The organism is Gracilimonas sediminicola (genome assembly GCF_024320785.1).
Lineage (GTDB): Bacteria > Bacteroidota > Rhodothermia > Balneolales > Balneolaceae > Gracilimonas > Gracilimonas sediminicola.
Genome location: NZ_JANDBC010000004.1, coordinates 1 through 22,238 on the forward strand (window position 1 = coordinate 1; position 22,238 = coordinate 22,238).

Annotated in this window: 15 protein-coding genes; all 15 read left to right on the forward strand. The window is 44.6% G+C overall.

Translation table 11 applies throughout. The features are described 5' to 3' along the window. On the forward strand, window positions 1-1,219 hold a 1,219-nt coding region (locus tag NM125_RS15700), incomplete at its 5' end, for a multicopper oxidase family protein (protein ID WP_255135933.1). Between the two features lie 60 nt (window positions 1,220-1,279). Next, window positions 1,280-2,353 carry a DUF2231 domain-containing protein gene (locus tag NM125_RS15705; protein ID WP_255135934.1) on the forward strand — a complete coding sequence of 358 codons (1,074 nt, stop codon included), beginning with the start codon at window positions 1,280-1,282 and terminating at the stop codon, window positions 2,351-2,353. Between the two features lie 12 nt (window positions 2,354-2,365). Then, window positions 2,366-2,803, forward strand: coding sequence for a YybH family protein (locus tag NM125_RS15710; RefSeq protein WP_255135935.1), 438 nt, complete (start codon window positions 2,366-2,368; stop codon window positions 2,801-2,803). Between the two features lie 32 nt (window positions 2,804-2,835). Further along, window positions 2,836-4,869, forward strand: a complete 2,034-nt coding sequence (locus NM125_RS15715) for a copper-translocating P-type ATPase (protein WP_255135936.1) — start codon at window positions 2,836-2,838, stop codon at window positions 4,867-4,869. 122 nt (window positions 4,870-4,991) lie between these two features. After that, window positions 4,992-5,273 (forward strand): DUF5676 family membrane protein, encoded by a 282-nt coding sequence (locus NM125_RS15720; RefSeq protein ID WP_255135937.1) that lies wholly within the window; start codon window positions 4,992-4,994, stop codon window positions 5,271-5,273. Window positions 5,274-5,365: 92 nt separating this feature from the next. After that, window positions 5,366-5,719 (forward strand): hypothetical protein, encoded by a 354-nt coding sequence (locus tag NM125_RS15725; RefSeq protein WP_255135938.1) that lies wholly within the window; start codon window positions 5,366-5,368, stop codon window positions 5,717-5,719. Between the two features lie 149 nt (window positions 5,720-5,868). Then, a complete protein-coding gene (locus NM125_RS15730) occupies window positions 5,869-6,333 on the forward strand; it encodes a hypothetical protein (protein WP_103664474.1) in 465 nt (154 codons plus the stop codon). Window positions 6,334-6,450: 117 nt separating this feature from the next. Continuing rightward, window positions 6,451-7,821: a TolC family protein gene (locus NM125_RS15735; protein WP_255135939.1), complete on the forward strand. Its 1,371-nt coding sequence runs from the start codon at window positions 6,451-6,453 to the stop codon at window positions 7,819-7,821. A gap of 34 nt (window positions 7,822-7,855) precedes the next feature. Then, complete coding sequence (locus NM125_RS15740; RefSeq protein WP_103664472.1) at window positions 7,856-9,115, forward strand: efflux RND transporter periplasmic adaptor subunit; 1,260 nt, start codon at window positions 7,856-7,858, stop codon at window positions 9,113-9,115. A gap of 43 nt (window positions 9,116-9,158) precedes the next feature. After that, window positions 9,159-12,263 (forward strand): efflux RND transporter permease subunit, encoded by a 3,105-nt coding sequence (locus tag NM125_RS15745; RefSeq protein ID WP_103664471.1) that lies wholly within the window; start codon window positions 9,159-9,161, stop codon window positions 12,261-12,263. Window positions 12,264-12,328: 65 nt separating this feature from the next. Beyond that, window positions 12,329-12,649, forward strand: coding sequence for a P-II family nitrogen regulator (locus tag NM125_RS15750; RefSeq protein ID WP_020403946.1), 321 nt, complete (start codon window positions 12,329-12,331; stop codon window positions 12,647-12,649). A gap of 164 nt (window positions 12,650-12,813) precedes the next feature. Next, window positions 12,814-15,309, forward strand: coding sequence for a heavy metal translocating P-type ATPase (locus NM125_RS15755; RefSeq protein ID WP_255135940.1), 2,496 nt, complete (start codon window positions 12,814-12,816; stop codon window positions 15,307-15,309). A gap of 30 nt (window positions 15,310-15,339) precedes the next feature. Further along, entirely contained in the window at window positions 15,340-16,554 is a 1,215-nt protein-coding gene (locus NM125_RS15760) for a lipoprotein N-acyltransferase Lnb domain-containing protein (protein ID WP_103664468.1), read from the forward strand. Window positions 16,555-16,809: 255 nt separating this feature from the next. Next, on the forward strand, window positions 16,810-17,172 hold the full coding sequence (locus tag NM125_RS16020) for a Fur family transcriptional regulator (protein WP_342665930.1): 363 nt from the start codon (window positions 16,810-16,812) through the stop codon (window positions 17,170-17,172). A 659-nt stretch (window positions 17,173-17,831) separates the two neighbouring features. After that, window positions 17,832-22,232: a CusA/CzcA family heavy metal efflux RND transporter gene (locus NM125_RS15765; protein ID WP_026166651.1), complete on the forward strand. Its 4,401-nt coding sequence runs from the start codon at window positions 17,832-17,834 to the stop codon at window positions 22,230-22,232. Window positions 22,233-22,238: the final 6 nt, after the last annotated feature.

Here is a 22,238-nt window from a genome sequence, read left to right on the forward strand (position 1 = left end):
AATTCGCCATGTAAAGGGGCAGGAACTTAACATCCAGTTTACTAATAATATAGGTCAGGAAAGCATTATTCACTGGCATGGACTCATTGTTCCCCCCGAAATGGATGGACATCCCAAAGATGCTATATCAAGCGGTAGTTACAATTATCACTTCAAACTTGATCAAAGAGCCGGTACCTATTGGTATCATCCTCACCCTCACAGAATTACCGGAGAACAAGTTTATCGGGGGTTGGCAGGCTTTTTTATTATTGATGATGAAGAGGAGAAAGCGCTCAACTTACCCGATGGTGACTACGAGATACCGCTCGTTATTCAGGATCGGAGAGTTAACGAAAGAGGAGAGGTAATATATAACCCGTCTATGCCCGAACGGATGATGACCGGGTTTTTGGGAGATACAATCTTAATTAACGGAGCACCATCACCTTACCATCAAGTTGAGCCGGGTGTGTATCGATTAAGAGTCTTAAATGGCTCAAATGCCCGAATTTATAACGTAGCGTTTCAAGATGATCTTTCCTTTATGGTCATCGGCACCGATGGAGGCCTTCTACCGGAAGCTATTGAGACGAATGAATTATTAATGGCCCCCGGGGAAAGAGCAGACATACTGGTAGACTTCTCTGGATTGAAGAAAAAAAGTATTCAACTTATTAGTAAACCATTTGATGTGCCATCAGGCGGCGGTATGATGGGAATGCAAAACATGATGGGGAGCTCAGGACCTGAGCAAGGTACCGGTTTTGATCTTATGGAATTCAGGATTGACGGAGAATCTAAGCAAGAATCGATGCCCCTTCCCAGTCAGCTTTCTGAATCGACCTTTCCAGAAGCTTCGTCTGCTGATCGTACCCGCTCCATTCGGCTGGATATGCAAATGATGAACGGCCATACCATTAATGGGCGTCAGTTTGAGATGGAGCGAGTCGATGAACGTGTAGAGCAAGGAAGTACTGAAATTTGGGAGTTTATCAATAACTCAAACGTACCTCACCCCATGCACGTGCATGCCGTTCAGTTTAAAGTTCTTGATAGAAGTGGAAACAGAGGATTAACGCCTACCGAAACAGGTTGGAAGGACACGGTACTTGTCATGCCCGGCGAGACTGTTAGGGTCATCATGAGTTTCAATGCGCCAAAAGGCCTGTACGTTTTTCACTGCCATAACCTGGAGCACGAAGACAACGGCATGATGGCTAACCTGGAGATTATATAACCTTTTGGACACAACAATTAATTTCTGAACTCAATTATTTAAAACTTTGGATAACTAATTATGGAATCTTTACTAACTCCTGAATGGGCTCCCAACATTCACCCACTGATCGTTCATTTTCCTATTGCGCTATTAGTGACGGCTGCATTGGCTAATTTTGTATCTCTTTTTTTTCAAGAAAAATGGTGGGATGAAACAAAGAGTACTATCCTTTATGTAGCAGGAGCACTTTTCGCCGGTGTCACCTATTACAGTGGCACCATTGCTGCAGATACGGTTTTTCTACCGGCTGAAGCACAATCGGTACTAAGTGAGCATTCTGACTGGGCGGAGTATCTTCTATGGTTCTTTGTAATATATGCTCTATTGAGAATCGCCTTTCATTGGTTTGATCTTTTTGAAAAGAAAGCCTTTAGAATCATTGCATTCATTACAGTACTTCCGGGATTATTTATGGTTTTTGAAACCGCGGAGTATGGCGGTAAAATGGTATATGGATATGGAGCCGGAACCGGTCAACTATTACAACAAGAAGAACCAGCTACATCTGAAGGCACCGACAGTACTGCAACGGTTCCATCCTCTTTTATCACTAAAGAAAATGGAGACTGGACCTGGGAGGTCAACTCAAATTCAGTCAGTGACCTGATCACTAATTTTCACTGGGTGAACGGTTCTTTACAGGCATTAAAGCCAACTATCATTTCAAGCGGTAATCGGCTACTTCAGCTTCAGGCTTCCGGGCAAGCGAATCTATTTGTTACCCATCAATCATATCAAAACATACAAGTTGATTACTACCTCAATCTGGATGATTTATATGGAGAAATAGAACTCATTCATCACCTGCAGGATGCAAATAACTATGACTTTGTTTCACTGAATTCAGATGGGATTATTCGTCAAGGCAGAATCCAAAGTGGTGAAACAACCATTTTTGAAGAGGGCACCTACAAAACCGATGGCCTGTTATTTCTACGGGTAGTGGCAGATGAGACTCACTTTCGTGGATACATTAACAGAGAGATGAAAGTTCACGGCCACGGAGATGCTCCGAAAAGCGGAAACGTAGGGCTAAAATTACAAGGCCAGGGATCAGTACTCATATCTAAAATTGAAATGAACCAACTTTAAAAAGCTATCTCAATGAAATCACTTATAAAAATATTCGCTGTTCTTGTGTTTTTATCAGGAACGGTGATGGCTCAGACAAACCAAAAAGAAACCAAGGTATTAGAAGCACTTGAAAACTTTAAAACCGCCATTATTGAAAATGATTCTGATGCCGCGTCAAATGTAATGGCTGATGATGTCTTGATACTGGAAGGCAGCGGAATGGAAACGAAGAAAGAATATCTTTCCCATCACTTTCACTCTGATGGTAAATTTTTGAGTGCCATGTATCGTGAGATACTAACTCAAAAAATCAGCATTGAAGGAAATACAGCATGGGTCAGCACGGTTAGTTCCATGAAAGGAACGTATTCCGAAAGAGAAATAGACCTGACCTCTCTCGAACTTGCTGTATTAAAAAAAGAGGGTTCGGATTGGAAAATTACCGCTATTCACTGGTCATCCCGATAAGCAACAAACGATTTAACTAAACAGAGCAGAATATGAACCACGAACATCACAATCACGAAGACCATAACCACGATAAGAAACACAATCAGGATCATGGTGGGCATGAAGGGCACTCCCATCATGAGCATCACAAAATGATGGTTCAGGACTTTAAATTTCGATTCTGGTGGGTGCTTGCACTCACGATTCCGATCATGGCCCTATCACCTATGATCCAGGATTTTCTGGGTGTGGACTGGAGATTCACCGGTGACAGCTGGATTTTAGCTACGTTATCAACCGTCGTTTACTTCTTTGGCGGATGGCCATTTCTCACCGGCCTGATTGATGAACTTAAGAAAAAGCAACCGGGTATGATGACGCTCATCGGCCTTGCTATTTCTATTGCCTACATCTATAGCACGGCTGTGGTCTTTGGCTTTGAAGGCGACCTGCTCTACTGGGAGCTTTCAACTTTGGTAGGCATTATGCTTTTGGGACACTGGATCGAAATGCGCTCCGTGATGAGCGCCTCGTCAGCTTTGGAAGAGTTAGCTGCTTTGATACCGGGTGAAGCCCATCGCGTTAATGAAGATGGGTCTACAGAAGACGTCCCTGTGGAAGAATTACAACAGGGTGATAAAGTGCTCATCAAACCGGGTGAAAAAGTACCCGCTGATGGATTGGTTGTGAAAGGGGAGTCGAGCGTAAACGAAGCTATGTTAACAGGAGAATCCAAGCCGGTTAGTAAAGAAAAAGATGATGAGGTAATTGGCGGATCTGTAAATGAAAAAGGCTCTCTTACGATACAAATTTCTAAAACCGGGGACGATTCATTCTTATCTCAGGTTATTAGCCTGGTAAGAGAAGCACAGGAAAGTAAGTCTCGCACCCAGGATTTAGCCAATCGGGCTGCTTTTTGGCTGACCATCGTTGCTATTACAGCCGGCCTCATCACCTTTGGAGCCTGGATCTTTTTTACGGGACAAAGCTTTGACTTTGCGATGAACCGAACCGTGGCGGTCATGGTCATTACCTGTCCACACGCGTTAGGCCTGGCTATTCCTTTGGTTGTTTCCCGATCAACCAGTATTGCTGCGACCAATGGATTTCTTATACGCAATCGGTCTGCTTTTGAGCAAGCAAGAAACTTGGATTCCATTATATTCGATAAAACTGGTACGCTGACCGAAGGAACATTCACGGTAACCAATATTCTGAATTTTGGGGATGATCACTCCGATGAAGAGGTACTCAAATATGCAGCTTCGCTGGAGAAAAACTCTGAACATCCACTTGCAAAAGGAATCCTCGAAAAAGCCGACGAAACCTGGGAGCCGGATGAGTTTAATTCCATTACCGGAAAGGGAATTGAAGGCAAGGTAAATGGAAAGTCGGTGAAAGTAGTAAGCCCTGGATATATTCGGGAGCAAGAAATGGAATACCCAGCAGCTGAAGTGGAAAAGGTATCTTCTCAGGGAAAAACGGTGGTTTTTGTGATCATCGAAGATAAATTGACAGGAGCGATTGCTTTGGGAGATCAAATCCGAGAATCGTCTAAAAATGCGATTGATGAACTGCACAAGATGGGTATTGAGTGCATCATGCTTACGGGCGACAATCAACAAACGGCCGATTATGTAGCCGGGGAATTAGGCATAGATCAAGTGTTTGCCGAAGTGCTACCGGATGAAAAAGCCGATAAGGTGAAGGAAGTTCAGGGGCAAGGAAAACTTGTGGCCATGACCGGAGACGGCGTCAACGATGCCCCCGCTTTAGCTCAGGCTGATGTTGGAATTGCTATCGGAGCTGGTTCAGATGTTGCCGTTGAAACCGGCGATATCGTACTGGTAAAAGATAACCCTCAAGATGTCACTGCTCTCATCAAACTTTCCAAATCTACTTATCGCAAAATGGTTCAAAACCTGTGGTGGGCTTCCGGCTATAATATCGGAGCCATTCCCCTTGCCGCAGGTGTCCTGTTTGCCTGGGGCATTATATTAAGTCCTGCAGTGGGAGCCATACTGATGTCGCTAAGTACTGTTATTGTAGCTATCAATGCACGGTTCTTGAAGCTTGAAAATTGAAGGATGTAAAATGGAAAATGGAAACTAAGTTTATCAAAATATGGGTTTAAAACTGCGAATCTAACTACAATATTTTCAAATTACTGAATAGTACATAAAACCAATAGAATAGAGGAGATACTATGGGAAAACTAAACACCAAGAAATTAGGAATAGCGGTTGGCGCAACAGGCGTGATTCTATACCTGGGCTGTGCCTTGTTGATGATTGTGCTTGGCCAGCAAGGAACTATTTCCTTTTTTAACGCCCTCTTGCACGGATTTGATACGTCATCAATCATTCGAATGGATATTCCTTTGTGGGAATCACTACTTGGAATTATTCTGACCTTCATTATAGGCTGGATATCTGGGGCAATAGTCGCTGCCACGTATAATTATAGTCTAAACGATTCTGAGAATTGAACGTGATTAGTGAACCTGCCAAAAAAGTAATTTTTTGGGCCTTTATCCTTAATACCGTTTGGGAGTTTGTTCAATGTGGCTTTCTATATGGCATGTGGGACTGGCCTTTTCTCAAGGCTACAGTTTGGATGTGGGGAGCTGTTTTAGGGGATATCATCATTGTATTAGGGCTATGGAGAGCCACCTCAATGCTGACTTCATCCGTGCATCTGGAACCTCGTCTTGGTCGCAAAGGATATACTGTGCTTTTCGGCTTAAGCTTTGCAGCAAGTATTTTTCTTGAATGGGCTGCCATTTTTCTTAGCCTGTGGGAATATACTTCTGCAATGCCTGTGCTAACTATTTTTTCTTATGAGGTTGGCTTATCGCCGATTTTTCAAATTACGGTTCTTCCCGCTTTGAGTATTTTTCTTGCTTCAAAGGGAACTAAAATTTCACGTGTATAAAACATAAACAAGCTTCTAAAACTTATGGGCAATAACTACCTAAGGTTCAGTTTTTAAGTTTAGCTGCAAAATTTGATATCTTTAAAACATAATTATGTAAGATGTTTTGTAGCTGATAGTCTATTATTAGTATTCACAAAATTTTAGCTTTGCTTAAAAAAATCCACAAAACAAAGATTTATAAAATCTCAGCCCGACTTCTGCTGATCATATTTGCTATGCATGTTCTAAGTGTGCATAGTCTGGCAGAGTCATTGGTGTATTGTTTTGAAGATAATGGCGATGTAAATGTTGAATCAAAGGCAGAGCTTGGAATTTTCTTTAATAGTGAAGCCGAAGTCCACGAAAATGATGGTCATAATCACGAACAGGAAACGGTTTTTCACCAAGATAATGACCACCATCGGGATGTTCCTATTTCTTTACTCTGTGCCAAGGAAGACAAGCTAAATCGCTTTGACCAGCAAAAAACAGTCGCTGATCTTAAACGAGCTGTTTTTCAAAAAAGCGAAATCACTCCTGTCTCCCGTTCGGTTCAACAAACCATTTTCTTACCGCCGGTTATAGAAAATTCTATCACCACCAATCTACAGACCGTAGTACTTCTGAATTAGGCCATACAGCCCCTCCTATACCTAATTCACATTGAGAATGCCCTTCATATTCACAGGATCATAGTATCCAGTGCGCATTTCTCATAAATCTACAACAGCTAAAAAGCTGAATACTACATGTCAAAATATATCAAAACGATGCTGCTCATCGGCACGCTCGTGCTTGCTGCCGGTTGCGCCAGCGAACGAACGGTACTTCAAGCACCATCTGAAAGCACGCTTATAGAACATGAATCCGAGGACTATTCTTCTCAGATTCTAAACAGAAATTTAAACTCTTCGGCCAATTCGATTGCCATTGGCGACACGCTGAGCTATCGAACGGCACTGGCTAAAACGCTCCTCGAAAACCCCGGTCTGCAAAGTTATGCCTGGCAAGTTCGGGTTAAGGAAGCCGAGCGCATTCAAGCTGCTTTGTTGCCCAATCCGGAACTGGAAGCCGAAATGGAAAACTTTGGAGGAACCGGTCCTTTTGAAGGCTATGATTCCAGGGAAACCACGATAAGGCTCAGCCAAAAAGTTCTCTTAGGGGCTGATCGGATGAAACGGAAACGACTGGCCGGTTTAACCACTGAGCTCGCCGGGTGGGATTACGAAACCCAGCGTTTAAATACGCTCACCGGACTCACACAAGCTTATACGTCCGCTTTGGAAGCCCAACTGCAATGGGAGCAACAGAAAGAGTTATTAGATGTTGCCCGACAATTTTATGAAAGCGTGTCGGCGCAAGTCGAAGCCGGGAAAGTTTCAAAACTGGAGCAGACCAAAGCACAGGTAGAACTCTCTCGTGCACGCATAGATCTGGAAAACAGGCGCAATTCGATGCAATCCGCTTTTACCACACTGGCCTCATTTTGGGGAAGTGATCAGGTATCATTCTCAGTATTGTCAGGAGAGTTAGGGATGCCGGATTCTATTCCAGACTACCAATACGTGACCGAATTTATAGAGCAAAACCCGGATGTAGCTCGCTGGACTACCGAGATTCAGCAACGGGAAGCTTCCCTTTCGTATGAGCGATCCAAAGCCATTCCTGATATAAAAATCAGCGGCGGGTATCGCTGGATGGAAGATCTTGGAGCCGAAGCTGCTTTAGTAGGTGTCTCCATACCTCTTCCATTTTTTGACCGGAACCAGGGGAATGTAAAGGCAGCTCGCTATGAGCTCAACCGTGCGGAAACGGTGCGGGAGTCTGCCAGGATTGAGGTGCAAAAAGCCCTTCAAAATAGCTATAACAAGTTACAAGCTGCTTTATATGAGGCCGAACAACTTCAAGCTGAAGTCTTGCCCGGAGCCCAAACGGCTTATAAAGCTGCCCAAGCCGGCTACCGGCAGGGCAAGTTTGATTTTCTGGAAGTACTGGATGCCCAGCGAACTTTATTTACCAGCCGGACCCGCTACGTACAAGCGCTGGCTGAACTGAACCGTGCCATCGCACAAGTTGAGCGACTAATCGGCACGCCTTTGAATGAAATTTCTACCAACTAATTATTTGAACCCCATGAAACAGAGACTAAAAACAATGAAGATCATTAACGTATTACTTCCGGTGTGGATGTTGCTTTTGAGTGGAGTCGTTATAAGCGGCTGTAGTTCTCAAAATGAATCCACTCCTCAAACAGAAAACCATGCCACTGCTGATGAACACGGTAGTGAAGAAACACAACATACAGAGGAAGAAGGTGAACATTCGGAGGAAGAGAGTGAAGGACCCGGTGAAGTTCACCTTTCTGAAGAGCAAATGGCTTCCCTCAATATAAATGTAGATACCCTGAAAGCCGGAAGTGCAAGCTCCGTAATTCAACGGCCTGCCAGTGTGATGTACGATATGGATCGCATTGCAAAAGTGGGTCCGCGTATTGAGGCCAAAGTGGTTAAAGTGCTTAAAGATTTGGGGGATTACGTGGAAGAAGGCGAGCCCATTGCACAAATGAGCAGCGTTGGACTTGGCAAGATCAAAGCCAATTACATTCGTCTCAGAGCGGCCATGAAGAAGGAGGAAGCCCACTTTAAGCGTGAGCAAAATTTGTATGAACAGGATATCTCCAGTCAGGCTGAGCTGTTGCAGGCCGAATTGGAATATGAACAAGCGAAAGCAGAGCTTGATGCCGCCTCTGAAGCGTTGCGTTTATACGGATTATCCCATAATGATATCCAAAATATTAAGGCCGGAAGTGAGATTCCGCTTTCTTATTTCTACCTGAGCAGTCCCTTGAGTGGTACCATTCAGGAGCGAGACCTTTCTCCCGGACAGACTATAAGCCCCAGTGAAACGCCGGTTCATGTAGCCGACTTGTCTAAGGTTTGGGTGATGATAGACGGATATGAGCAAGATATTCGCTATCTGGAAACCGGACAGGGTGTTGAGCTTTCCATACGAAGCACTCCTGGAACCACCTTTGAGGGAACGACCGACTGGATCTCGTACGAGCTGGAAAAAGAAACCCGAACCATGCCCGTACGTGCGCTTTTTGATAATCCTGAGGGACAGCTCCGTGCCGGTATGTTTGGTACCGCTCGCATCTACACCAATTCAAAGGAAACCGCTGCGCTCATTCCGGTGGGTGCTGTTCAGCAAATCGAAGGCACCGACCGTGTTTTTGTGCCTGGTGAAGAGCCCGGAAGTTTTCGTCCGGTAGCCGTAACCCTTGGAAATGAACGAGATGGTTTCGTGGAAGTGCTTTCCGGTTTAACACCTGGACAAGCAGCCGTAGTTTCCGGGGCTTTTGACCTGAAATCAGCTCTTACCGCCGCAACCCGGAGTGCAGATCATGGCCACTAATGCAGATCGGATCAACAAAATTATCACCCTGAATATTTGACTTATGCTTGAACAAATAATTGATAAAGTATTAAAGAACCGGCTAACCATCTTTATTTTGGTAGCCGCGGTAGCGCTCTATGGCTACTTTTCATTTCGGGATGTACCCATAGATTCCTTTCCCGACGTATCACCCACACTCGTGCAGGTGTTTACTTCCAGTCCGGGCCTTTCTCCGGTAGATGTGGAAACCCAGATCAGTTATCCCATTGAGATCTCCATGTATGGTTTACCGAAGCTGGACCGGGTGCAAAGCACCTCCATTTTCGGGCTTTCCAGAGTGAATATTTACTTTGAGGAAGGAACCGATATTTACTTTGCCCGGCGACTAGTCAACGAACGACTGTCGCAGGCCAAAAACGAGATACCGGACGGACTTGGTGAACCCCAACTTGGCCCTATCACCACCGGCCTTGGAACGGTGTTGATGTATGAGGTCAAGAATAAAGAAGGCTACGATCACTCCCTCATGGACATTCGAACTGCTCAGGACTGGATCGTAAAACCGCAGCTGCGAACAGTACCCGGCGTAACCGGCGTACTGTCGATTGGCGGTGATGTTCGTCAATTCCAGGTCAAAGCTGATATGAACGCGCTGGTTTCCCGCGGTCTTACCCTTGAAGATCTCGAAGGCGCACTCAATAAAAATAATCGTACAGTTGGAGCCTCTTTTCTGGAACGCGGAGGAGAAGAATACCTGGTGCGCGGTTATGGCTGGATTCAACCCGATTCTGCCGGGATCAACGACATCAGGAATGTGATTGTATCTAACGAAAACGGCACTCCGGTGTATGTGAAAGATGTAGCTGAAGTGGCATTTGGCTCGGAAATCAAGCGGGGAACACTGGTTGCCAACGGGGAAGAATCGGTGGGCGGTTTTGTGTTGAAACTCATCGGAACCAACACACAGGACTTGCTGGCCGAAATGGATAATAAAGTGGATGCCATTAATAGCGCCCTCCCCGAAGGGATGATCATGGAAACCTTTTATTCTCAAGGTGAACTCGTAGAAAAAGCCGTGGGTACAGTTACCAATGCCCTCTACATCGGAGCCATTCTGGTGCTCATCGTGCTGTACTTTTTTATGGGAGATATCCGATCCACGTTGATCATTATTTCCACGGTTCCCATCGCCTTTTTGATTGCTTTCATAGGGATGAAATGGCTGGGTATATCGGCCAACCTAATGAGTCTTGGTGGACTGGCAATAAGCATCGGGATGATTGGTGACAGCGCCACGGTAATTGTGGAAAACACGTACAGGCTGCTTGAGGAGCGAAAAGAAGGAAATGTGTCCCTAACACGGATTGTGAGTGAAGCCGCGCGTGAAGTCATTCGACCGGTCTTTTTCGCTACCAGCATTATCATCATTGTATTTCTGCCACTCTTCTCGCTTGAAGGTGTGGAAGGAAAGATGTTCAAACCGCTGGCTTATACCATTACCTTTGCGCTGTTCGGAGCCATCTTTTTAGCGCTGACGTACATTCCTATTATCTCCAGCTTCATCCTTCCCGAAAAAGGCATGGACAAGGAACCCTGGTTGGTACGTACGCTCAAAAAATGGAGTGAACCGTTGATCGAGAAGACCTCCAAATATCCTAAAATGGTATTTGGTGCCGCTCTTGTTCTCTTTGCCGGAAGCATGGCCATCTTTCCGTTTTTAGGAACCGAGTTTCAGCCCACTTTACGAGAAGGTACCTACGCCGTTCGTTCGGTATTACCACCGGGGGCCAATCTTCCAACCACTACCGAATACTCCAAGCGGCTTCAGGAATCGATGCTAACCTTTCCTGAAGTAGAGAGTGTGTATTCGCGTGTTGGTCGCGCCGAAGTGGGTGGAGATCCTGAGCCGGTGAACGTGGTCTTCAACGTGGTGAATTTGAAACCGTTGGATGCATGGGAATGGGGACGTGATTACGAAGAACTTCAGACCGCGATGGCAGAAAAACTATCCAAGGATCTACCCGGCGTTTCTTCCAATTTCTCCCAACCTATTCAGCTTCGTACTGATGAGCTGCTAAGCGGCGTTCGGGCCCAAGTGGTTGTGAGTTTATATGGCGATGACCTGGATGTGCTGGCTGAAAAAGCCGGTGAAATCCAGGCCATTGCTGAAGGTGTGGAAGGAGCTGTAGATGTCCGCGCCCAGCAACAAGGCGGCAAGCCGCAAATCCTGGTTCGTCCGGATCGTGAGCAGTTGGCCCGGCTGGGAATTAGCATGGATGACTTCCTTAACACCGTAGAAACCGGGATCGGTGGTTCGGTAGCCGGGCAAGTGTTCGAAGGCATCCGCCGCTTCGATATCTTCGTTCGCCTCCAGGAATCTCAGCGAGCTCACATTGATCAGGTTCGTGATCTGCCTATCCGCACAGCTAAAGGAGCATTGGTTCCGCTGTCACAAATAGCCGATGTGGAAGTCTTTACCGGACCAAAGCAGATCTCCCGAAATAAAGCCAGTCGCCGAACCTATGTACAGCTTAACGTGCGAGGACGAGACATGGGAAGCGTAGTCAGTGAAATTCAGCAAAAGGTGGCTGAGCAGGTCGAACTACCGGCAGGATATTTCACCGAATACGGCGGACAGTTTGAAAATCAACAGCGGGCGATGGCGCGGTTGTATGTAGTGGTTCCCATTACGCTGGGACTCATTTTTTTCATGCTGTTTTCCACCTTCAGTAGCTGGAAATACGCTGTGCTCATCTTCCTGAATATACCCTTTGCCACTATCGGTGGTATTGTAGCGCTTTGGGTGTCCGGTCTCTACTTGTCCGTGCCGGCAGCCGTGGGTTTTATCGCCATCTTTGGTATCGCGGTACTCAATGGCGTGGTGCTGGTTTCCTACATCAACCAACTTCGGGAGGAAGGACTTGAAACCCACAAGGCAGTTGTTAAAGCCGCCTTGTTACGGCTACGCCCTGTACTCATGACGGCCTTAACCACCGGTCTCGGACTGATTCCGTTGCTACTGGCAAACGATATCGGCTCGAATGTGCAACGTCCTCTGGCAGCCGTGGTAGTTGGTGGTCTGGTAACATCGACTCTGCTTACACTGGTGGTATTACCCACTATCTACAAGTGGTTCGCTGAACCAGTAGAACACGTTGAACTGTAATTATAAATAGATACAAACCTTCAAGGTATTTGAAACCTTGGAGGTTTCATTAAAACCAACTTACTATGAAAGAGATTAAAGCATTTATTCGTACCAACATGATTGATTACGTCATTGATGGCCTTGAAGCCTTACCAGAACCGCCTGGTATAACCTTATCGGATGTGCGGGGATGGGGGCACGTTAAAGCCGAAGATAAAGCACGGCTCACCAACCGTATAAAACTGGAAACCGTTGTTCCCGATGAACGGGTTGCTGAAATTATTGATACGATCATCCAAAAAGGAAAAACGGGCAATTCGGGTGATGGCAAAATATTTATATCCGAAGTAGATAAAGCTATAAGAATTCGAACTGGGGAAATCGACGATGAAGTGATTCGATAGGCTAAGATTACATCACTTTATACCCCAAGATTGCTGCCATTTGACCGTGGCAGTAGTCTTTAAACGATGAATAGCAAGTTTTAGAATGCACCGTTACAGCTATTTATGAATTGTATTGGGATGATCCCCAATTCAGTTCTTTTTTTAACTTAAACTTAATAACTATGGAAAAACTAACACTTGATATACCTGTAATACTACCTGACATCCCTGATCATAAGGATAAATGTGTAAGTCGGCTTATTGGAACTCTTGAAGGACGGGATGGAGTGGATCGGGTACATATTAAAACAGATGAAAGTAAAGAACCAAAACTCTGTATTCACTTTGATCCCGAAACGATATCACTTAAAAAAATAAAAACCCTTGCTCAACAGACCGGTGCGAAACTTCATGATATATTTGGGCACATGTTAGTGAAAGTGAACGGTATTCGTCATTCCAGACACGCCCGATCAATTACTCGGCAACTCAGAGATGTGGATGGAGTTGTAGATGCTTACGCGAGCGCCACAGGCTGGATCAGGCTGGAATATAAAAAGGGTGATATTAGCAGGGAGAAGCTTACGAAAATAATTAGAGAGACTGGGTTAGATATTGAGAAGTTTTCCGAAGAACTTCAGGACGTAAAAGAAAATAATGAGGAGACAAATGGTAAAGAGAAAAAACCGGAGACAGATCATGAGCACTCACATAAAGAAGAAGATTCGCACGACCACGATCACGGTGGCATCTTTGGCGAAAAAACCGAGCTGATCTTCTCGCTGATATGCGGTAGCTTGCTCGGCATAGGATTCGGCCTCTCCTATGTGAGCACGTTGCCCGGCTGGGTCTCGCTTGCACTATATGTGAGCTCCTACTTCTTTGGTGGATTCTACCTGGTGCAGGAAGCTTACACCGAAGTAAAAGCCGGAAATTTCGAGATTGATTTCCTGATGCTGGTTGCCGCGATTGGAGCTGCAATCCTTGGGGAGTGGGCTGAGGGGGCGCTTCTGCTTTTCTTGTTCAGCCTTGGACATTCCCTGGAACACTATGCTATGGGTCGGGCACGAGATGCCATCAAAGGGCTTTCTGACCTTGCGCCAAAAACCGCTCTGCGAAAAAAAGATGGAACCACCGAAGAGGTATCTGTTGAGGAGTTGCAGGTTGGAGATGTTATTGTGATCAAACCGAACAGTAAAATTTCCGCCGACGGGGTAGTTATCAATGGCGAGAGCAGCGTCAACCAGGCACCCATCACCGGCGAAAGCGTGCCCGTAGACAAGATGGAATATGACGATCCTGAATCCATCGATGAAGATGCAGATTCTATTGACGATAAGCACCGCGTGTTTGCCGGCACCATCAATGGAAATGGAAGTCTGGAGGTAAAGGTGACAAAACTTTCCAAAGATTCCACACTTTCTCGCCTGATCAAGCTGGTTAACGAAGCCGAAGCTCAGAAGTCGCCGACCCAACAGTTCACCGACAAATTTGAAAAGTATTTTGTACCGTCCGTGTTAGTATTAGTGGTGATATTGAATTTTGCTTTTCTGGTTATAGATGAATCTTTTTCAGCAAGTTTTTATCGGGCCATGGCGGTTCTTGTGGCAGCAAGTCCCTGTGCACTGGCTATTTCTACGCCCAGCGCAGTGCTTAGCGGTGTAGGACGAGCCGCAAGAGGTGGAGTTCTGATAAAAGGCGGTCGCCCCCTTGAAAACCTTGGAATATTAAAGGCGTTAGCTTTTGATAAAACCGGAACCCTCACAGAAGGCGAGCCCAGACTTACTGATGTGATCACCTTTGGTGATACGGAGGAAAACGAGTTGTTAAAAGTAGCTGTAGCTGTAGAAAGTTTAAGTGATCACCCCCTCGCTGATGCCGTGGTGCGTGATGGAAAAGAGAAGTTAGGGGAAACTGATTTTCCCGAAGCCGAAGATCTTGAATCCATTACAGGGCGGGGAGTAAAAGCAACGATTAAAGATATAACAGTGTATATCGGGAATGCGGAGCTATTTGAAGAGGCCGATGGCATTAAACTCTCTGAAGACCTTAAACGAAGTGTAGAAGAATTGGAAGGAGAAGGGAAAACGACTATGATTGTTCGTCATGGTGATCGATATCTTGGTATGCTTGGGCTGATGGATACCCCACGAGAGGATGCCAAGGAGGTTATTCAAAAACTGCGGGACATGGGCTTGACACACCTGATCATGCTTACGGGCGACAATCAGCGGGTGGCCGATGCTGTTGCTAAAGAGATCGGTATCGACGACCCAAAAGGTAATTTACTGCCTGAAGACAAGGTGGAAGCTGTCAAAAAGCTTCGTGAAGAGGAAGGCGACGTAGCGATGGTAGGCGATGGCGTCAACGATGCTCCGGCCATGGCCAACAGCACAGTGGGCATTGCTATGGGAGCAGCCGGATCAGATGTGGCCCTTGAAACAGCCGATGTAGCTTTAATGGCCGACAAGATTTCCGTTCTTCCGTTTGCTATCGGACTGAGCCGCAAAACCAAATCGATCATCAAGCAGAACCTGTGGATCAGCCTGGGTATGGTGGCTCTGCTTGTGCCAGCTACGATTTTTGGCCTGAGCATGGGTTGGGCAGTCATCGGCCACGAAGGGTCAACAGTAGTTGTGGTATTTAATGCGTTGAGGTTGTTAGCTTACAAATCCTAACCTATTCAAAGATAAATTAGCTCGGCCAATATGTTGCACACTATAACTAAAGCAGTAAGCTTTTTCCTGATACTATTTATTGCAGCAACTTCTTCTGTAGACGCCGGGCAACCTAAACTTTCGCCGGAAGCTCAGGTCAGTCTCCTTACGACTTCTTCCGGTGCTGAATTGTACACTTTGTTTGGCCATACTGCCTTGCGCATTTACGACCCGGAAGCAGGTGTAGATCGCGCATATAATTATGGTACTTTTGATTTCAACGCTCCAGGGTTTTATTGGAAATTTGCCCTCGGCGATCTGCGATATTTTCTTTCGGTGAACAAGTTTGAGAATGCAAAAAAAGCATATTTGAATGACGGCCGCATTATTACTGAACAGCGATTAAATCTAACAGAGAATCAAACCAAACGCTTGTATGATTTTTTGGAGAATAACGCCCGGCCCGAAAATCGATATTATTCCTATGAGTTCTTCTATGATAACTGTACCACCCGGATCTATGAGGCTGTCAAGGCAGTAGCTGGGGATTCAATCCATTTTCAAGAGCCGCAAAATTCGGCAAAGAATAGTTTTCGGCAGTTTATTAATCCCTACGTGAAATCCGTTTCCTGGGTAAAATTTGGGATTAACTTGCTGTTGGGTACTCCCGCCGACCGCAACCCACCCGAGTCGGAAACGCTGTTCTTACCCGACCTGTTAAAAGAGGGATTTTCACACGCTCGGATACAGCAAGCTGATACAAGTCTTGCCTTGGTTTCAGAGCAGAGATTTTATGCTCCTCAGAAACGGTCTGTCATTAGTCCTGCGAGAGTAAGCCCCACTTTAAGCTTTTGGTTTTTGCTGATTACAAGCCTGCTTGCCGGGTTTTTCTATAGAACTAATCACACATTCTGGTTTTGGTTCGACCGTCTGTTATTCGGGATAATTGGGTTGATTGGAGTGTTGATCATTTTTTTGTGGTTTTTTTCTTCGTATCCCTCAACCAAATGGAATTGGAATATAGTGTGGTCTGCCCCGGCTTTGTCGGCCTTTATATTTTCTTTTATGGGCAGAAAACGACTTTCAGAAAATTATAAAGTGTTTTTGGTACTATATGCAGCTATTCTTCTGCTCTTTCTCCTAAGCTGGTCATTTATTCCTCAACAGATCCCCTCTGCAATTTTGCCTCTTCTTTTTTTGTTGGGATTTCGGAGTATTAAAAAGCAATCCGAATCAGTAAATCAGGAAATGGTCAATGTGTTATAGCTTGCCAATCTTTCACTTATTTAGAATTTTGGAAACGAAAGATAACTGCCCCGAACCCATATATTTATATCAAAATTACCAAATATGAGTTTCAAAGATTTTAGTGGTAGTTTATCATAGAATTGATATGATTTATACCGGCGATTCGCCCTTTGTATAAATATTACTTGTACACATTAATCAACGAATATTATTTCAATAAAGATGACTATTCATGAAAAAAGATTGCAGAGCAGAGATATACAACCGACCGCTATGCGCATGCGGATTCTTCTTTTCATGGCTGAAACAAAGTCGGTAATAAGCCTATCAGATCTTGAAGAAAAGTTTACCCATGCAGATCGAACAACGCTTTATCGTACCTTAAAAACATTCTTAGAACATGGTTTGGTGCATCAAATAAACGATGCAAGTGGGATAACTAAATATGCCCTTTGTTCTGAAAACTGTACCTGTTCGTACCCGGATGATGTGCACGTTCATTTTTATTGTTTATCCTGTGAACAAACATTTTGTTTTCCACATCTTGGCATTCCTAACTACGATCTGCCCGAAAATTTTACTCCATCCAACGGCAATTTTGTGATAACCGGGAGTTGTCCTTCCTGTTCTTCCTGATCTTTGCAATTGAGTTGCATTACAAATAATCCTTATTATCTGCATTCTACTTAATCACAATATTTCCCCTTAAAGAATTGTATTTTTTCAGAGCATACATACGTAATCTGAATGTTGCGACAATCGCATCTTTTCTTTTTTCATGGGCAGGGTTTTTCTTTTTTCTACCCTTAAGTGTTTCTGTATTAGCAAGTACTCATGATGTTTCCTCTACCTACAACTTAGATAAAGGCTGTTTTGAAATTGTATTACAACATTCAGAAGAGACTAATTCAGGGTACAAAACAGTTGAAAAAAAGCACCATCAATTTCAAAATCAGTGCTGCTATGATGATGCACTGTTAAGAAATGAGTGCCCGGACTGTAAGTTTATGTTTCCAATCATTCCTTATTTGTTTGGGAACTATGGTGAACCTGTTTTTCAAATTACGTTACCTGTATATCTAAAAGACAACTTATCCCCTCCAATAACTCTTAAAGTTATTAAAGTCACACAACTTCTGATTTAATACCTGCCTTTCTCTATTTAGCAGAAACAAATTCTGCCCCATCCATTTTTTTCAACGAGCTGTTTAACCTCTGGTCATTCTGTGGTTTCAGCCAAAGTATTTGAAAAAGATCGGCATCAAAGACTAATCTATATTCACTCAGCTGTAAACATGATCAACAAAATTATTGCCTTTTCGATTAAGAACAAGTTTATCATCGGCTTGTTTATCCTGTCTCTAATAGGAGTAGGATTATATTCTATGATGACCATTAATCTAGGTTCGGTTCCTGATATTACAAATAATCAGGTACAGGTGATTACGGTATCGGAAAATCTATCTACCGAAGACATTGAACAATTTGTAACCTATCCCGTGGAGCTTGCCATGGGTAACCTGCCAGGAGTAACTGAAATCCGTTCGGTATCCCGATTCGGGTTATCCGTGGTTACCATCGTTTTCGAAGATGATATGGGTACCTATTTACCCCGGCAACTGGTACAGGAAAAACTCAGTGAACTGGGCGAAACGATCCCCGAGAATTTTGGAAGTCCATCCATGGGGCCCATTTCAAGTGGATTAGGCCAAATTTACGAGTACTCCATTCAGGTGGACCCTGCATATGAAGATCAATATACGCCTGATGAATTGCGCACAATACAAGATTGGATTATTAAGCGCCAAATGGTGCTCCTGGAAGGGGTTATAGAGGTCAACTCCTTCGGTGGAGGCATCAAACAATATGAAGTAGCCATAAGTCCTGATAAACTAAATGCAATGGGAGTTAGTATTTCAGAAGTATATGAGGCAATGTCCAGGAATAATGTAAATACCGGCGGGGCCTATATCGAGAAAAACAAGATGGCTAATTTTATTCGTGGCGAAGGATTGATACGCAGCCTTGAAGATATAGAAAACATTGTAGTCAAGAACGAAAACGGACTACCCATCCTAATCAGAGATGTAGCAGAAGAGGTTACCTTTGGAACTCAAATTCGTTATGGAGCTTTTACTCAGGATGGTGAGGAAGCAGTAGGTGGCATTATTATGATGCTGAAAGGCTCAAACCCGAATGCAACCATTCAAAACGTTCAGGATAGAATTGCTGAAATTCAAAAGTCACTGCCCGAAGGTTTAAAGATTGAGCCTTTCCTTGATCGAAGTGCTCTTATTGAACGAACCACCAGTACAGTTACCACAAACCTGGTGGAAGGTGCATTGATTGTAGTTTTTGTTTTGGTAATACTCTTAGGAAGTTTACGCGGGGGGTTAATAACCGCCTCACTTATTCCGCTTTCCCTGCTTTTTGCTTTTATAATGATGAAGGCCACCGGGGTGTGGGCCAATCTAATGAGCCTTGGAGCCATCGACTTCGGTATTATTGTTGATGGAGCCGTAATTATAGTGGAAGGCACGGTTCATGAAATTGAAAAAAGGGTGAAATCCGGAAAACGTGCTTTTAGTAAAACACAGATGAATGAAATTGCCTACAAGGCAAGCAGCACCATGATGAATGCTGCCTTCTTTGGACAGTTGATCATCCTTATTGTATTTGCCCCTATCCTGTTTCTGGAAGGAGTAGAAGGTAAGATGTTCCGTCCTATGGCATTCACCTTTGGGTTTGCTGTATTAGGTGCTATTATTTTATGTCTTACCTATGTACCAATGGTCTCGGCACTGTTTATGAAACCCTCACAAAATAGAAAGGGATGGTTTGCCCGGTTCGAGCGAGGCCTCGATCGGATCAGCAACAAACTTATATCCTTTATTCAGAAGGGCTACGATCCGGTTATCCAATGGTCGTTAAAGCGAAAACCTGTTGTGATTGTAGCTGCCATACTGCTTTTTGGCGGTGCGATGTTCACCTTTTCGAGAATGGGAGGTGAATTTATTCCACAACTGGATGAGGGAGATATTGCCATGCAAGCCCTATTCCGTCCGGGCAGTGGATTATCAGAGGCGATCGATCAATCCAAGAAAATTGAGACGACACTGCTGGAAGAATTTCCAGAGATAGAAACAGTAACAGCAAGAATTGGGGTAGCTGATATTCCCACTGATCCTATGCCCATGGACATTGCCGACATGTACATCATTCTGGACAAGAATAAAGAAAACTGGATCTCTGCCGAATCTAAAGAGGAGCTGATAGAAAAAATAAAGAGTAAACTCGATCAGACCATGATAGGTGTGAATTTCGTTTTTACCCAGCCGGTAGAGCTTAGGTTTAACGAACTTTTGGAAGGTGTACGAGAAGATATCGCCGTAAAGCTATACGGAGACGACATAGATGTATTGGCGGAGAAAGTTCAGGAAATGGCTCAAATTATTCAAACTATTCCAGGGGTGGGTGATGTGAGTCCCGAACGTACGGCTGGACTACCTCAAATGACCGTTAGGTATGACCGGCAAAAAGTGGCTCAATATGGACTGGATATCACGAAGCTCAATCAGTACGTAAGTTCAGCTTTTGCCGGAGGGGTTGCTGGAGTTGTATTCGAAGGCGAAAGACGATTTGATCTTGTGATCCGCTTTGATGAAGCTCATCGTACTGGCATTGAGGATATTCGCAATCTGTATGTAGATCTGGAAAACGGTGCACAGGTGCCGGTTAAAGAAGTGGCGGATATCAGTTATCAGCCGGGGCCTATGCAGATCTCGCGAGATAACACCTTTCGCAGGAGCTATGTTGGTGTGAATACACGCGGGCGGGATGTGGAATCGGTGGTTTTGGATATTCAAGAAAAACTGGAGGCCGAATTGAATCTGCCGCCGGGTTATTACATTACTTATGGGGGTGAATTTGAGAATCTGCAACGGGCCAAGAACCGATTGGCTATTGTAGTGCCTATAGCCCTGTTTCTTATCTTTGTGCTACTGTACTTCGCACTAAAATCGTTCTCACAGTCGGTAATGATCTATCTGGCTATTCCCCTGGCTTCTATTGGAGGTGTCTTCTTCCTGGCTTTACGTGGAATGGACTTCAGTATTTCTGCCGGAGTTGGTTTCATTGTATTGTTCGGAGTGGCTGTGCTAAACGGCCTTGTGCTCGTCAGCCGGTTTAATTCATTAAAAATCGAAGGTGTTATGGATTTACAAGAACGAATTTTGACAGGTACCAAAGAGCGACTTCGCCCCATTTTATTGACCGCTACGGCGGCTATTATGGGTTTTCTTCCGATGGCGTTTTCAACAACAGCCGGTGCTGAAGTACAGCGGCCGCTGGCCACTGTTGTAATCGGCGGGTTGATTAGCGCCACGCTGCTTACGTTGGTCGTGCTGCCCATCCTTTATGCGTACATAGAAAAGCGTAAAATGAGAAAACACAAGCCGGGTAGTACTTCTATGGCCTCCGTTGTGTTGCTGATTATTGGTGGAAGCCTGCTGCTTTCTCCCGATTCTGTACAGGCTCAGGAACAGGTGCTGAATGATACCCTCCCGCAAATTGCGCTGGATCAGGCCGTTCAAAAAGCGATAGCAAATTATCCTTCTCTTGAGGCAGCCAGGCTTGGAATTGACAACAGGAAGGCTCTTCAAAAAACAGCCTGGGACTTTGGCGATACGAACCTCTTTACCGGAGGTGAAGAGTTCGGCAACGGTTCGGACGGTGTTACTACAAAATTTGGCATTCAGCAGCAGTTTGATCTGTTCGGTGTTTTACCAAGGCTAAATCATCGGAATGAACAAACAGAACTTGCCAGGCTGAACTATGAATTGTCTGAGTTAGAGCTCAGGCTCCGGGTAAAGCAGGACTGGTCAACGGTTTTCATCGCTAAACAACAATATGAGATCTATAATCGCCTGAACCAGCAATTCAGGGATATTGCTAGGGCTGCGGAAATAAAATTTGAAACGGAGGAAATTTCCCGGCTGGGATATCTTAATATCATGAATCAGGCCAACCAAATTACCATACAAACAGAACAAGCCTTCCGCGATTATGGGGCTGCTGTTCGAGCTTTTAACAAATGGTTTGAGGGGGACTCGTTATACACGGTTCAAAGTGTTTCAGCCGAACAGCTTGTTCAACCTTTACAGGTAGATTCTACATTCGACCATCCGCTGATTGCTTTATATCAACAAAAAATTGACGTGGCGGAAGCATCGATTAAAGAACAAAGAAGTCAGTTTTTACCAAGTTTTCAAGCCAGTTATGGCTGGCAGGAAATAGCTGGGCAAGGTGGCTTTAATTCCTATGAGATCGGGATCAGACTTCCGGTATTCTTCTGGTCTAAGGCCGGGAAAACTCAATCCGCCCGGATTGAACGAAATATTGCCCGTCAAAACCTAGACCAGGCTCAGAGAGAATTCAACAGTACCTATAACAGTATCCGGGAAAATTATCAGAAATGGTTGCGCTCGTGGGAATATTATCGACAGGAAGCACTCCCTCTTGCCAAAGAACAACAGCAAGGTGCCATCACCTCTTATGAAGAAGGAGCCATAGACTATGTGGCTTTCTTTCAAAGCATCAGAGATGCCATTCGCATTGAAATCGACTCATGGAATGCATTTGGCAATTATCTGAATAGCCATTTCCAATTAGAATACTACCTCAACAAAACTCAATAACAGATT